The sequence below is a fragment of the uncultured Methylophaga sp. genome (assembly GCF_947259025.1).
Taxonomy (GTDB): domain Bacteria; phylum Pseudomonadota; class Gammaproteobacteria; order Nitrosococcales; family Methylophagaceae; genus Methylophaga.
Genome location: NZ_CAMYKO010000005.1, coordinates 811,432 through 826,049, shown reverse-complemented (window position 1 = coordinate 826,049; position 14,618 = coordinate 811,432). Strand labels below are relative to the sequence as shown.

Here is a 14,618-nt window from a genome sequence, read left to right as displayed (position 1 = left end):
GCGGACTGGAAGGCGCCAGCCTGCACGGCATGGATGAACAAGTCATTATCGAGCCGGGGCGGGTGATACCGGTCACGGCTTTGGTGCGGGCACCGGAGTCGGTGATTGAAGACGGACTGGCACCGATTGAGTTCAGCGCCGAGGTATTGGAACAGCCGCAGCTTAATACCACCTATCAGAGTATGTTTATGGGGCCCAAGTAGGCTTGTTGAACAGCCGGGCCATTGTTAGGCTAAAGCCCGCTTTAAAAGCGGGCTTTTTTATTACTGGAAACGGGGCATATGAAATACAGCAAGCTGGGAAATACCGACATCGATGTCAGTAAAATCTGTCTGGGCACGATGACCTATGGGGAACAAAACACTGAAAAAGAAGGGCATCAGCAACTCGATTATGCGCTGGATCAGGGGGTGAACTTTATTGACACCGCCGAGCTCTATGCCATTCCGCCCCGCGCTGAAACCTATGGTGCCACCGAGGAAGTCATCGGTAGCTGGCTGCAGCTGCGCGGTCGCCGGGATGATATTGTGCTGGCCAGTAAAATTGCCGGGCCGGGTGCGGACTGGGTATCGCATATCCGTGGCGGGCACACGCGGTTCAATGGTGATCATATCCGCCGTGCTCTGGATGACAGCCTGAGCCGGCTCAAAACTGACTACATTGATCTGTACCAGTTACACTGGCCGGAGCGTAACACCAATTACTTCGGCAAGCTGGGCTACCAGCCTGAGGCCGATGAAGACGCCATGACCCCGGTATTTGAGACGCTAGCAGTGCTGGCCGAGCAGGTAAAAGCCGGAAAAATCCGTTATATCGGCCTCTCGAATGAAACGCCCTGGGGCATCATGCAGTTTTTGTGGACGGCCAGAGTGCTGGATTTACCGACCGTGGTCTCGGTGCAAAACCCTTATAGCTTGCTCAATCGCACTTTTGAGGTGGGCTGCGCCGAAATCAGTCACCGCGAGAAGGTCGGCCTGCTGGCCTATTCACCGCTGGGTTTTGGTGTGCTGACCGGTAAATATCTGGATGCACAGCCCAGTGAAGCACGACTGACCCGTTGGCCGCATTACGCCCGCTACAGCAATGAACAGGCCGTGGCCGCGACCCGTGACTATGTGGCGCTGGCCCGCCGGCATCAGTTGGATCCAGCGCAAATGGCACTGGCTTATGTTAATAGTCGGCCGTTTCTGACTGCTAACATTATCGGCGCGACGGATATGCAACAACTGAGCAGCAATATCGCCAGTATTGATTTGCAACTCAGCGATGAGGTGCTGGCAGACATTGAAGCGATACATCAGCGTTTTCCCAACCCCTCGCCGTAAGTTACTCCGATCACAGTGCAGCCTTGGAGTAGGGATATACCCCCCCCTCGTTTGTCGGGGGTAGACCACAAAAAGATCCAATCAAGCAGCTTGAGCTGGTATTTTGGGGATGACTGATGTAAGTGTTGTGGACAGGCAGAAACAAGGCCACTTCGGTATGGACACCCCGGTTCAGGCCGTCACTGATATCGACAATGGAGGGATAACATGCGTTTGGCGAGCAGGCTGCTTACAGCGGGCTTTATATTATCCAGCTCGGCCCTGCCCAGCGTCGTCAGCGCAGACGAAACCACCCCATTTGATTTGAGTCTGCAACAGTTACTGGAAACCGAGGTCACCTCCGTTTCCAAGCAGGCTGAACCCCTCTCCAATGCAGCCGCAGCTGTCTATGTCATCACCGCAGAGGAAATCCGTCAGCGCGGTTTTCGCTCCATCCCCCAGGCTCTGCGCGATGTACCCGGCCTGCATGTGGCACAAATCGACTCTCAAAAATGGGCGGTCAGCAGTCGCGGTTTTAACGGCCGCTATAACAACAAAATGCTGGTTCTGATGGATGGCCGCAGCCTCTATTCGCCCGAGTTTTCCGGTGTTTACTGGGAAATGCAGGACACGCTGATGGCCGATATCGAGCGGATTGAAGTGATTCGAGGTCCCGGTGCCGCTATCTGGGGCGCCAATGCCGTCAATGGCGTCATCAATATTATGACCAAGCACAGTGCTGAAACGTTGGGCGGCTATGCTGAACTGGGAACCGGGGATTATCAGCAGGGCTTTGCCGGTTTCCGCTATGGCGGTCGCCTGGCAGATGGCGTGAGTGGACGTGCCTTTATCAAAGCTTTCAAGCGTGATGAGCTGACATTTGACAGCCAGGATGTCGATGCAGCGGCTGCCACACAGATCCGGGACGCAGGCAGTGATAATGACTGGTGGAGTCAGCACGCCGGAGGCCGGCTTGATATCAATCTGGGGGCTTCGGCCAGTCTGATGCTCAGTGGTGCGGCCTATGAGAGTCAGATGACCCAATCGGTCGCCATTCCCACTCTGGATGCGCCATTCCAAGCTTATCCTAACATCGACAGTGATTCACGCGGCTGGCACCTGCTGGCTGATTACAGCAAAGCCCTGTCCGCCAGTTCACAGTTCAATCTGAAAACCTACATTGACCATGCCAAACGTGATGAGCGTCTATTTGGTTTTAGCCGCGACAGCTTTGAAATCGAGTTTTCTCACGAATGGGAAGCGGGGAAACGCCACGATCTTTTGTGGGGCATGAGCTATCGGCATATCAATAACAGCCTGACCACCAACCCGATCGTATTCGGCACCGATAGCAGCAACGAAGCGACCAACCTGTGGAGTCTGTTTGTCCAGGATCAGATTACCCTGCAGCCGGATGCTTTATGGCTGACGCTGGCGGCGCGTTTTGAACATCATCCCTACGTTGATTTTGAATGGCAGCCGACACTGAGATTAAGTTGGCAGCCACATCAGCAACACCGTTTATGGACCGCTGTGTCACGTGCTGTAAGGACGCCTTCTCTGGTCGAAAACGATTATCAGATCAACGTCGGCAATCTGGCACCGATGTCGACATTTAATCCCGGACCGGTAGTCAATCGCCTCAATCTGCTTGGCAACAGTGCTTACGATTCGGAAGAAATTAAAAGTTTTGAAGCTGGCTATCGCTACTCCAGTGAAGACCAGTTTTCGCTGGATACCGCCGTTTTTTATAACGATTATGATCATTTACGCAGCTTCCATATGGCCGAGGTGGACACATCAAACTTGCCGGCCTTTATCAGTACGCGCTCGGCCTTTGCCAATCAGGCTGAGGGCTATAATTATGGTCTGGAACTCTCTGCCAATTGGCTGATCGCGGATAACTTCAAACTGCGCCTCAACTATGCACTGACACGGAGTCATTTCAAAGGCGGACAGACGCAAAATACTGATGCACCGGAGCAGATTGCTGCTTTGACTGCCAACTGGCAGCTCAATCCGGAGCTGGATTTCAATGCCACCTGGCGCTATGTCGATAGTAGTGATTCGATTGACCCGGTACAGGTAAGTAACCAGTCAGTCGCGGCTTATCACGGTGTGGATCTGGGTATTAACTGGCAAATCAGCAAGCAAGTGATATTGTCAGCCCATGGCCGAAACCTGTTCTATGGTTCTCATATTGAATATAAGTCGGAACTGTTTTCGATACCCTACCGGGTTGAACCCAGCTTCTTCGCCAAACTGACGGTAGCGTTTTAACAGATGCCTTGCCGGATTATCAGTGCTTTCTGTCTGCTACTGCTACTCATGGGAGTCAGCGGGGGGAGTGTCGTGGCCGTCGCCGAGGCACCTGATTCACGATCACTGATTGCAGCGCTGAATTACAATTTTGCCAAGTATGCGCACTGGCCCAGAGATGAAGAGCAACAGTCCATTCATTTGTGCTTTTTCACCGAACGTTTCAAACAGAGCTTTGCAGGCCTCCAGGACAAAGCCATTTTCAACAAACCGGTCAAAGTCAGACAATTAAGCCAGATTGAGCAGTCCCGCGATTGTCATCTGGTTTATATTGATCGTAGTGAACGTTCCCTGTTGCGGCGTTTATTTTTATTTTTACAGGATAAGCCGGTTCTGACAGTATCGGATATCACCGGCTTCAGTGATGAAGGCGGCATGATAGAAATATTCCGGGTCAACAACAAGTTCCGCTTTAAAGTGAACCAGTCAAGGATCGAGTCAGCCCGGTTGAAAATGAGCTCACAGGTATTGAAGCTGGCAGTGGAAGTTAAATGAAGTGGATTAAAACGCTGAAATTCCGGCTGATGTTCACCATGATGGCACTGGTGTTGCTGACTATTCTGATCATTACCATGTCAATCGTCAGTAACCAGCGTCAGGCGATTGAGGCTCAGGCCCGACAGGAGTTAACGGCACTGGGACGACTATTGGTGACTAACAGCCTGTCTTCGCTGTTGTTCAATGATGAAGAGTCGGCGCGTCAGACACTGCTGTCGCTCCAGGTCAGGCCGGATATCAATCGGGCCGTTATTTTCGATGAGAATGCCCGGCGCTTTGCCGAGTTTCAGGATCAGACCGTGCAAACGCAGATTGATCCGGCGTGGATCAACACGGTATTGCAGCAGGACAGACCGCAGCTGGTCCGCGAGAACAAAGCCGGCCTGCATCTGGTGTTGCCGATGATCAGTCATGGCGAACTGATAGGCGCACTTTATCTGCTTGATGATCGCACTTCGCTCAATACACAGATGACCGCGTTTTACCGGGTGGTCACCATCACTGTGGTGATTGCCTTTTTTGCCAGTTTGCTGGCGATGTTGTGGCTGATATCGCTGTTTATAATGCCGGTCAACCAACTGCTGGAAACGATTCGGGCCATCACCCTGCACAAGGATTACCGGCGTCGGGCACCGGCGGCCTCAACGTTGGAATTTAATCAGCTTACTGACAGTTTTAATCAGATGATCAGTGAGATTGAGCATCGTGGTGAGCAACTGGAGCAGGCCAACAGCGAACTGGAACAGCGGGTGAAAGCCCGAACCGAGGCTTTGGAGACGGCGCTGGCACTGGCCAATGAGGCGAATCAGGCCAAAGCCGAATTCCTGGCCGTGATGAGCCATGAAGTGCGCACACCACTGAATGGGGTGATTGGCTTTGCCGAATTACTCAAGCTCAACCAACTCGACAATGACAGCAGGGAAACGGTGGAACTGCTCAATGATTCTGCCCAGGCTTTGCTGGCTTTATTGAACCAGATCCTCGATTTTTCCAAGCTGGATGCCGACAAGATTGAGCTCGAACAGCAGGGGATCGAGTTGGCCACGTTCATGCGTTCGGTGGTGGAAACCAATCGCGCCAAGGCTGATCGTAAAGGCCTCGCGATGGATTTGAAGTTGCAGGATAGTGATTGCACAGTAATGGGCGATGCACTGCGTTTACGCCAGATCCTCAATAATCTCATTGACAATGCTATCAAGTTCACTGATAAGGGCAGGGTCGATATTGATGTGTTTACCCATCACAGCGATGGTGAAGACTGGCTGAGCTTTGAAGTCAGCGATACCGGAAGCGGCATCAGCCCCAGCAAGCTTAAACAGATCTTTTCACCGTTTGCTCAGGCGGACAGTTCGGTGACCCGAAAATATGGCGGTACCGGACTGGGACTGGCTATTTGTGCCCAGTTAATCAAATTGATGAAGGGGCATTACGGGGTGAAAAGTGAAGAAAACCAGGGCAGTTTGTTCTGGTTCAAGCTGCCGCTTCAAAAACTGGAAGCGCCGTCAGTAACTCCCAAGCCGCTACCCCTTCCTACCGAAACCACTGCAGCCAGCGGAGAGCTTATTCTGCTGGCCGAAGATAATGAAATCAATCAGTCCGTGGCTGAGGGCATGCTCAGGAATCTGGGCTACGAAGTCGAGATTGTCAGTAATGGGATGGAAGCGGTCAGCTGCTGCATGCAGCACCAGTATGCGCTGATTCTGATGGATTACCATATGCCGCAACTGGGCGGTATTGATGCGACCCGTCAGATCCGTGACAGTGGGGAGCAAGGGCCCAACCAGCGCACCCCGATTGTAGCCTTGACTGCCGATGTCCAGCGTCATGTGGAAAATCAGTTCCGTCATGCTGGTGCCAATGATCTGCTGATCAAACCCTTTAAACTGGAACAACTCAGCCGTGTGGTAAATCAGTGGCTCAAGCGTGGCAATGATAATGCTCAGACCGCGGTCCCCGTCATTGATGACACGGTATTAGAAGATATCCGCCAGATGTCAGGAGACCAAGCCAGCAGTCTGATTGGCAATATCGTTGAACTGTATCTGCAGAAATCACCGGATCTGATCGCTGATATTCATCAGGGGGCTCGTCAGGGTGATGCCGAACAGTTATTCAGAGCCGCGCATGCGCTCAAGTCCAGCTCCGCCAATATCGGTGCAGTCAGAGTCAGTGAAGTGGCACGTCAACTGGAGAAACTAGGCCGTGAAAACCTGCTGGAACATGTGCATCCCCACCTCGATGTACTGAGAGAACAGTATGAGCAGGCCACTGTGATGCTCAAGGCGAGACTAAGGGAGGCCTGATGACCCAGGCAGTCACAAAAACAAGGGTACTGCTTGTCGATGATGACCCGGTGACCCGCATGCTGATGAGGCAGTCACTGAAGAGTATTGATCTTGAGATCATTGAAGCCAGTCAGGGTGAGGAAGCGATAGTACTGTTCAGCCAACATCAACCTGATCTGACCTTACTGGATGTATCGATGCCCGGCATGGACGGTTTTGAGTGCTGCCAGCAATTGCGTCAGTTACCCGGTGGCGCGGAAACAGCGATTGTAATGGTGACCTCCCTGGATGACGTGGAAGATATTGAGCATGCCTTTCAGGCTGGCGCTACCGATTTTATGACTAAACCGCTGAAGTGGCCGCTGTTTAATCACCGGGTTCGCTATATTCTCAAGGCCAGCCGGACCCTGCGCGAATTAAGCGTTAATAAGAATAAACTGGCCAAAGCCCAATCAATCGCACATCTGGTGTACTGGGAGTGGGACTATCAGAGTGATTCCATTGACTGTTCCACCGATATGTTCGATATGCTGGGGCTGCCGCGACATGACAAACTGACCCTTCGGCGGGCACTTAAAGTCATTCATCGTGACGACCGGCGTCGTTTCCTGAGCGCGGTGCGCCAGGCAGTGCAGGATAAAAAACCTTACGATATTGAGTACCGGATTATCCGCCCTGACGGACAGATCCAGTTTCTTAATGAGCGTACCGATATTAATTACGAGTTTGGCCAGTGGCGTATTGTCGGTACGCTCCACGACATCACAGCGCGCAAGCAGTCAGAACAGGAAATCACCTATTACGCCTATTTCGATACGCTGACCGATCTGCCCAACCGGCGACTGTTTATTGAGCAACTGGAAACCACAATTGCCAGTGCCAAACGCCACAAGCAGCGTTTCACACTGATGTTCCTGGACCTGGATCGCTTCAAGCACGTCAATGATACCTATGGTCATCATGTCGGTGACGAACTATTGTGCCAGGCGGCAGGCCGTATCAGGGACTGTGTGCGTCAGTCCGACCTGGTGGCTAAAGCCAATTTTGATAGCAGCGATAACCGGGTCGCCAGACTGGCTGGTGATGAGTTCACAGTCCTGCTGGACGGGGCAGACCGGGTAGAGCAAATTGCGGAAGTGGCCAACCGGATGATTGAGGCTTTCTCAACGCCTTTTATCATTAATGACACGCCGCTATATGTGACACTCAGCATCGGCATCGCGGTCTTTCCCAATGACGGTCATAACGTGCAGGTTCTGTTGCAGCATGCTGATGTTGCCATGTATCACGCCAAAGAGAGTGGACGGAATAACTACCAGTTCTTTTCTGAGAGCATGAACAACTACCTCAAACTGAGGATGGAACTGGAGCATGATCTGCGGGTAGCCATTCATGAACAGCAGTTTGAGCTGTATTTTCAGCCGCAGTATGAAGTTGAAAGTCTGGAGATTGTGGGTTTCGAAGCACTGCTTCGCTGGCGCCATCCGCAGCGGGGCTTACTGGCGCCTGACAGCTTTATGGATGTGGCCGAGTCATCGGGGCTGATTTTGTCGATAGGTGACTGGGTGATGCGGGCAGCCTGCAGCCAGGTCTGTCATTGGCAGCAGCGTTATGGCTGTGCCTACCGGGTGGCTATCAACCTCTCGGCCTTGCAGTTTAATCAGAATTATCTGCCGCAGCGGATCAAGGAAACTCTGGAGCAGACAGGTCTGCCGGCAGAGACGCTGGAAATCGAGATTACCGAAACCGCCATGCTCAAAGATATAGCTGAAACGATTCCCTTGCTGTTTGCATTGAAGCAAGCAGGGGTGCGGCTGGCCATTGATGACTTTGGTACAGGCTATTCTTCAATGACTTATCTGAAAAACTTTCCTATCGACACACTCAAGATTGACCGTTCTTTTGTCGAAGAAATTGTCTTTAATCCTAAAGATGCCGCCATTGCCAAAACGATTGTGCAACTGGCAGATAATCTCCAACTGTCAACTATTGCTGAAGGCGTGGAAACCCGGGAGCAGGCTGACATGCTCAAGAATATGGGCTGTGAGGAGTTTCAGGGCTTTTATTTCAGCCGGCCACAGCCACCGGCTGAAATTGAAGCTATGCTGGCAAAACGCTGAGCTAGGATTTAGTCTCTCTGTAGGCGGCAGGTTTGTCTATCAGCGTATCCTGACGATCCAGCAGGCCGATATCCAGTACCGGTGAGGCATCGATATGCTGAGCATCCATCATCTGTGCCACACGCTTGAGTGCAGAAATAATCATCGTCTGCTCCCATTCCTGTAAATCACTGAACTGACGGGTGAACTGCTCCTGTAGCGGAATCGGTGCATTTTTGAGAATTTCCTGCGCGTCGTCAGTGAGAAAGGCATGTACCTTGCGTTTATCCGTCTGCGATCGCTGGCGGTAGACCATTTCCCGTTTTTCCAGCCGATCCAGAATGGTGGTCACGGTGGCCTGACTCAAACTGACTTCCTGAGCCAGTTCACCAATGGTGATCTGGCCTTTATCACGCAAAGTCTGCAGCAGCAGAATTTGTGGCGCAGTGAGACCGGTGGTCTTCGCCAGATACTTGGAATGCAGATCGGTGGCCCGGATAACGCGGCGCAGGGCGATGAGCACCTCTTCAATATGGTTCAACAGTTGGTCCTTTTGTGCCTGGTTCAGATCCAGATTATAAACTGCGTCCAGGTTTAAGCCGATAGTTTTACTCATATTCTTCCACTTGGTTAATACAGCGTTCGAAATCGGTCAGGATCAGTAGCTGTTGTTGATGGTTGAGCGTGCCTTTGACCGGACTGCTGGCTTTGCTGCGTTCACTGGGCACCATCTCTTCGTCGTTGAGCAAGTTGATCTTGTCGACCTGATCGACGCTAATGCCCACCAGGCCGGCACTGGTTTCAATTACGATAATGTGTTCGGTGTCTCTGTGCTGCTGTTCCAGCCCCAGCAGATGTTTGCCGGAGACGATAGTGACAATCTCGCCGCGAATGTTCAGCACCCCTTCAACACAATGCTGAGCACCGGGAACCGGCACCGGTGCCAGGTAATCAAGAATTTCCCTGACCTGGCTCACTGGGTGGGCGTAGGTTTCTTCCTCTATCTGAAAACAAAGCCACTGTTGTAACTGTAATTGTTCTGACATCTGAGCTATTTAGGATTCTGATTGGGGCTGGACTTTATATTTATTTAGTGTACTATATATTTAGACGTGAAAACAACTCATCACACTGTCATCACACAAGATATATTAATGTTGATGATCAATAAGTTGAGTTTAATTTTTCGTTATTAGCCTTTAATTAATTCAATAGACATATAAATAAATAGAGTTATTTATACAATGAATCTTGCACAAGCCGAAGCTGCCCCGATTAACCTGCGGGCTCCCGCAGCAGAAGACGGTGCAGCCGTGTACGAACTTATCGCCCAGTGCCCGCCACTGGATACTAATTCTATGTACTGCAATCTGTTGCAGTGCACGCACTTTTCAGCTACCTCCGTCGCTGCCGAACTGAATGATGAGATTGTCGGATTTATATCCGGTTATATTCAGCCCGATCAGCCTGATACCCTGTTTATCTGGCAGGTAGCGGTAGGCGAAAAAGCCCGGGGGCAAGGCCTCGCAGGCCGCATGCTACGGGATATCCTGGCGCGTACTGCTTGCGACGAGGTCAAGTTTATCGAGACCACCATCACCCCCGACAACCGGGCGTCATGGGCCCTGTTTGAAAGCCTGGCCAAGAAACTCGATGCTGAGTTGAATCACTCAGTGATGTTCGATCGCCAGCAGCATTTTGCCGGCCAGCATGAAACGGAAATGCTGGTCAGAATCGGTCCCATCAAATAGTCGTGGCTGAGTCCATGAGACTGGAACCGACACAAAACCTTTATCAGGAGACACCAACACATGAAAATTTTTGAGGAAATTGAATCGGAAGTACGCTCATATGCACGTTCTTTCCCGCGTATCTTTAACCGCGCGAAAGATGAATTTGTCTATGACGAAGAAGGCAATGTTTATCTCGACTTCCTGGCTGGCGCCGGTTCACTCAACTATGGTCATAACAACGAGCTGTTTAAAAAAGAGCTGCTGAAATACATCGAAGAAGATGGCATCACGCAAGGTCTGGATTTGCACACCCGTGCCAAGGGTGAGTTTCTGGAAAGCTTCAATGAATACATTCTGAAGCCACGTGACCTAGACTATATTGTGATGTTTACCGGTCCGACCGGTACCAATGCGGTGGAAGCAGCGCTGAAAACAGCCCGCAAATACACCGGCCGTGAAAACGTCATTTCATTCACCAACGGCTGGCATGGTCAGACGCTGGGTTCACTGGCCATCACCGGTAACGGTCATCACCGTGGCGGTGCAGGCATCAGTCTGCCGGGCGCCACCCGTATGCCTTATGACGGCTACATGGGTGACGATGTAGATACTACTAACTATCTGGACAAAGTTTTATCTGACTCAAGCAGTGGTGTTGATAAACCTGCGGCAGTGATCGTTGAAACTGTACAGGGCGAGGGTGGTATTAACGCTTGTTCAATGACTTGGCTCAAGAGCTTGTCAGAGGTTTGTAAGAAACACGAAGTCCTGTTGATTATCGATGATATTCAGGCGGGCTGTGGTCGTACTGGTACCTTCTTCAGTTTCGAAGAAGCCGGCATTTATCCGGATATCGTGACCGTATCCAAATCGCTGAGTGGTTACGGTCTTCCGTTTGCTATCCTGCTGATGAAGCCGGAACTGGATCAATGGAAACCGGGTGAACACAACGGTACTTTCCGTGGTAATAACCCAGCCTTCATCACTGCCAAGGCAGCGATTGATAACTACTGGAAAGACGACAAATTTGCCAAAGAAGTCCAGGCCAAAGGTGATTACATTGCCGAGCGCGTTGACAAGATCGTTGAAAAATACGGTGAAGGTAACTTCAACTCACACGGTCGCGGCATGTTCCGTGGTATCAACTGTGTCAGCGGCGAAATTGCCGACGCTATTACCCACAACGCCTTCCTTAAGGGCCTGATTATTGAAACCAGCGGCACCGAGGATCACGTGGTGAAATTCCTGTGTCCGTTGACCATTTCTCAGGAAAGCCTGGAAAAAGGTATCAACATTCTGGAAGAGTCGATCCGTGAAGTCTGTGACAAAGCGGACACTATCCCGGAAGAGAAAGACTACTTTGAAGGTGACTACTCGGTGAGCGAAGAAGCCGACAAAATGGCACGTTCATAAACTTTGCCCGTGACGAACCGGCAGCCTGCCTGCCGGTTCGCTCACTTGTTACCTTTTAATTAACCAACAGAGGAAAAAACATGCTCGTCAGACAACTTCAGGAAGCAGAAAAAACCGACCGTAAGATTTATGATCCTAACGGCAACTGGGACAGTACCCGCCTGCTGCTGAAAGACGACAATATGGGCTATTCATTCCATATCACCACCATTTACGAAGGTGCTGATTTCCGGATGCACTACCAGAACCACCTGGAATCGGTTTACTGCATCAGTGGTGAAGGTGAGATTGAATCTTTGGAAGATGGCAAAAAATACCCCATCACACCTGGCACGCTATACAACCTGGATAAGCACGACCGCCATATGCTGCGTGCCTTCAAAGAGTTGAAGCTGGCCTGTGTGTTCAACCCGCCTTTGCACGGCACTGAGGTGCACAACAAAGACGGCTCGTATGAGTTGCATGCAGACACCATCAAAGACTGATTTGAATAATGCCGGCAACACGGTTGCCGGCCCATCATTGCAAGTCTGAGCGACTTGCTGCGGACTGAGGTTCGCATTTCAACCTGCACCAGCAGGAAAGCTTGGCCCCCGGCCAATAGCAAAAGGATAAATAGAGAGTAAACCATGAGTTTTCATACGGTAGAAAAAATCGGCGGCACCTCGATGAGCGATTATGCCTCGGTGCGCGATAACATTATCAAAAAACCGGTACACAACGACTCTATCTATAATCGAATTTTCGTGGTCTCCGCTTATGGCGGTATGACCGATCTGCTGCTTGAACACAAGAAAACCGGTCGTCCCGGCGTTTACGGCCTGTTTGCCAACGGTCACGAAGATGACAGCTGGAAAACAGCGCTGGATGAGCTCAAGCAGAAGATGTATGACATCAACAAAAGCTTTTACAAGAAAAAAGCCAACCTGCAACGCGCCAACGACTTCATCGGTGAGCGGTTGGAAGATGCCGAGCGCTGCCTGGGTGATTTGCATCGCCTGTGTCAGCACGGTCACTTTGAGCTGGATATGCACCTGGAAACGGTGCGTGAAATGCTGGCCAGTATCGGTGAAGCGCACAGTGCCTGGAATATGACCCAGTTGCTGCAGCGTGACGGCATCAACGCCAAGTTTGTTGACCTGACCGCCTGGCAGACCGACAAACATGTGCCGCTGGATGAACGCATCAAGCGTGCCTTTAAGGAAATCGATCTGAGCAAAGAACTGCCCATCGTCACCGGCTACGCGCACAGTGACGACGGTCTGATGTCGATGTTTGATCGCGGCTACAGTGAAATGAGCTTCAGCCGTATCGCGGTATTGACCAACGCCAATGAAGCCATTATCCACAAAGAATTCCACCTCAGCAGTGCCGATCCACGCCTGGTGGGCGAGGACAATGCCGTGCCGATTGGCCGCACCAACTATGATGTCGCCGATCAACTGGCCAACCTGGGTATGGAAGCGATTCATCCCAAGGCTGCCAAGGGTCTGCGTCGCAATGAAATCCCGTTGCGGGTGCGTAATACCTTTGAACCCGAACACGCCGGTACTCTAATCACCGGTGATTACGTCAGTGCCGATCCTTGTGTTGAAATCATTGCCGGTTGCAAGGGCGTCTATGCCTTTGAGCTGTTTGATCAGGATATGGCCGGTAATATTGACAGCTATGATCGTGAAATTCTGGCGACGATTCGCCGGTTTAACGCACATATCATTTCCAAGGATATTAACGCCAATACCATCACGCATTATCTGTCGACCAACCTGAAAACTATCAAGCGCATTCGTAATGCGCTGGAAGAACGCTTTGCCGATGCTGAAATTAATCAGCAGAAAGTTGCCATCGTGTCTGCGATTGGCAGTGACATGAAAATCCCCGGTATCCTGGCCCGCACTGTGGGCTCGCTGGCGAAACAGAATATTTCTGTGCTGGCGATGCACCAATCCATGCGTCAGGTCGATATGCAGTTCATCATTGATGAAGATGACTATGACAATGCCATCAAAAGTCTGCATAGTGTACTGGTCGAAATTCATGATCACGGTAAAGCCATATGCCTCGCATCCTGATAGGGATCTTCATTTTTCTGCTGCCGTTTCAGCTGCTTGTGGCTGAAACGGCCCAGCAGGATGACGCCATTGAACAAAAAGTCGAGCAGCTGGAACAGCCGCTTTACACCCCCTTCATCGAGCGCTATGTGCTGGATGAACTTAAATCTCTCCGAACCGATATGGCCGCCCAGAGAGCCGAACTCATCCAGATGTCGGTTGACCGGGAATACTCAGCCGTCGACAAGGCTGTCACTTATGCCACTGACACCGTCACTTATTTCTTCTACCTGATTGCGGCTGCTTCCTCAGTGCTGGTGTTGATTGGCTGGTCGTCAATTCGTGAAATCAAGGAACGGGTTCATGCGCTGGCCGATCAGGAAATCAACAGCCTGATCAGTGAATACGAGCAACGACTGCGCGCCATCGAACAACAACTGAGCCTGGAAACCCAGCAGATCGAGGAAAACCGCGAGAAAATTGAGCGCACTCAGGAAGTGCAGTCGCTCTGGTTACGCGCCGGTCAGGAATCCAGCCCCACCAACAAGATCGCCATGTACGATCAGATCATGATGATCCGTCCTTACGATGTTGAGGCACTGACTTACAAGGCGGATGCGGTACTGGAACTGGGCGAGCCGCAATGGGCCGCCAACCTCTGTCACCTGGCGCTGGAGTCCGATCCGGACAATGGCCACGCTTTCTATCAATTAGCCTGTGCGCACACGGCGATGAATCAGCTTGATGATGCCGTGCATTATCTGCAGCAGGCGATCAACCACAGTGACACCTATCGTGAGCAATGCCTGAGCGATCCGGCATTATCTGCACTGCAATCTTATCCCGGTCTGGAAAAGGTACTGAACCCGCTGACTGAGAGCTAAACCCGCTTTCCGACCGAAAACATAAAAGGACA

12 protein-coding genes and 1 pseudogene are annotated in these 14,618 nt (G+C 51.4%); 11 read left to right on the top strand and 2 right to left on the bottom strand.

Annotation, left to right across the window (positions count from 1 at the left end; translation table 11 throughout):
* From Q0X64_RS09950 to Q0X64_RS09925, 6 genes and pseudogenes are all read left to right on the top strand, one after another.
* Positions 1-203, top strand: a pseudogene (locus tag Q0X64_RS09950) (cytochrome c oxidase accessory protein CcoG); the annotation flags it as partial.
* 78 nt (positions 204-281) lie between these two features.
* Positions 282-1,325: an NADP(H)-dependent aldo-keto reductase gene (locus Q0X64_RS09945; RefSeq protein WP_297812126.1), complete on the top strand. Its 1,044-nt coding sequence runs from the start codon at positions 282-284 to the stop codon at positions 1,323-1,325.
* 207 nt (positions 1,326-1,532) lie between these two features.
* On the top strand, positions 1,533-3,584 hold the full coding sequence (locus Q0X64_RS09940) for a TonB-dependent receptor (RefSeq protein WP_297812122.1): 2,052 nt from the start codon (positions 1,533-1,535) through the stop codon (positions 3,582-3,584).
* A 72-nt stretch (positions 3,585-3,656) separates the two neighbouring features.
* Positions 3,657-4,118 (top strand): YfiR family protein, encoded by a 462-nt coding sequence (locus Q0X64_RS09935; RefSeq protein WP_297812120.1) that lies wholly within the window; start codon positions 3,657-3,659, stop codon positions 4,116-4,118.
* The gene (locus tag Q0X64_RS09930; protein WP_297812117.1) at positions 4,115-6,424 is read left to right on the top strand and encodes an ATP-binding protein; all 2,310 of its coding nucleotides are present in this window, start codon (positions 4,115-4,117) and stop codon (positions 6,422-6,424) included. Before Q0X64_RS09935 ends, Q0X64_RS09930 begins: the two co-directional genes overlap by 4 nt.
* Positions 6,424-8,526: an EAL domain-containing protein gene (locus Q0X64_RS09925; protein WP_297812114.1), complete on the top strand. Its 2,103-nt coding sequence runs from the start codon at positions 6,424-6,426 to the stop codon at positions 8,524-8,526. The genes Q0X64_RS09930 and Q0X64_RS09925 overlap by 1 nt, the downstream gene beginning before the upstream one ends.
* Position 8,527: 1 nt before the next feature.
* On the opposite strand, the gene Q0X64_RS09920 is transcribed toward Q0X64_RS09925, so the two are convergent.
* Both Q0X64_RS09920 and Q0X64_RS09915 read right to left on the bottom strand, forming a co-directional pair.
* Positions 8,528-9,121 (bottom strand): MarR family transcriptional regulator, encoded by a 594-nt coding sequence (locus Q0X64_RS09920; RefSeq protein WP_297812111.1) that lies wholly within the window; start codon positions 9,119-9,121, stop codon positions 8,528-8,530.
* Positions 9,114-9,551 carry a chemotaxis protein CheW gene (locus Q0X64_RS09915; RefSeq protein ID WP_297812108.1) on the bottom strand — a complete coding sequence of 146 codons (438 nt, stop codon included), beginning with the start codon at positions 9,549-9,551 and terminating at the stop codon, positions 9,114-9,116. The genes Q0X64_RS09920 and Q0X64_RS09915 overlap by 8 nt, the downstream gene beginning before the upstream one ends.
* A 198-nt stretch (positions 9,552-9,749) precedes the next feature.
* Here Q0X64_RS09915 and ectA point away from each other — a divergent pair, with 198 nt between their 5' ends.
* The 5 genes from ectA (at position 9,750) to Q0X64_RS09890 (ending at position 14,586) form a co-directional block, all read left to right on the top strand.
* Positions 9,750-10,256, top strand: coding sequence for a diaminobutyrate acetyltransferase (ectA, locus tag Q0X64_RS09910; RefSeq protein ID WP_297812105.1), 507 nt, complete (start codon positions 9,750-9,752; stop codon positions 10,254-10,256).
* A 60-nt stretch (positions 10,257-10,316) separates the two neighbouring features.
* On the top strand, positions 10,317-11,651 hold the full coding sequence (gene ectB, locus Q0X64_RS09905; protein ID WP_297812102.1) for a diaminobutyrate--2-oxoglutarate transaminase: 1,335 nt from the start codon (positions 10,317-10,319) through the stop codon (positions 11,649-11,651).
* A gap of 80 nt (positions 11,652-11,731) precedes the next feature.
* Entirely contained in the window at positions 11,732-12,136 is a 405-nt protein-coding gene (locus Q0X64_RS09900; protein WP_297812099.1) for an ectoine synthase, read from the top strand.
* 144 nt (positions 12,137-12,280) lie between these two features.
* Positions 12,281-13,723 (top strand): aspartate kinase, encoded by a 1,443-nt coding sequence (locus tag Q0X64_RS09895; RefSeq protein WP_297812096.1) that lies wholly within the window; start codon positions 12,281-12,283, stop codon positions 13,721-13,723.
* The gene (locus Q0X64_RS09890) at positions 13,708-14,586 is read left to right on the top strand and encodes a tetratricopeptide repeat protein (protein WP_297812093.1); all 879 of its coding nucleotides are present in this window, start codon (positions 13,708-13,710) and stop codon (positions 14,584-14,586) included. Before Q0X64_RS09895 ends, Q0X64_RS09890 begins: the two co-directional genes overlap by 16 nt.
* Positions 14,587-14,618 lie beyond the last annotated feature (32 nt).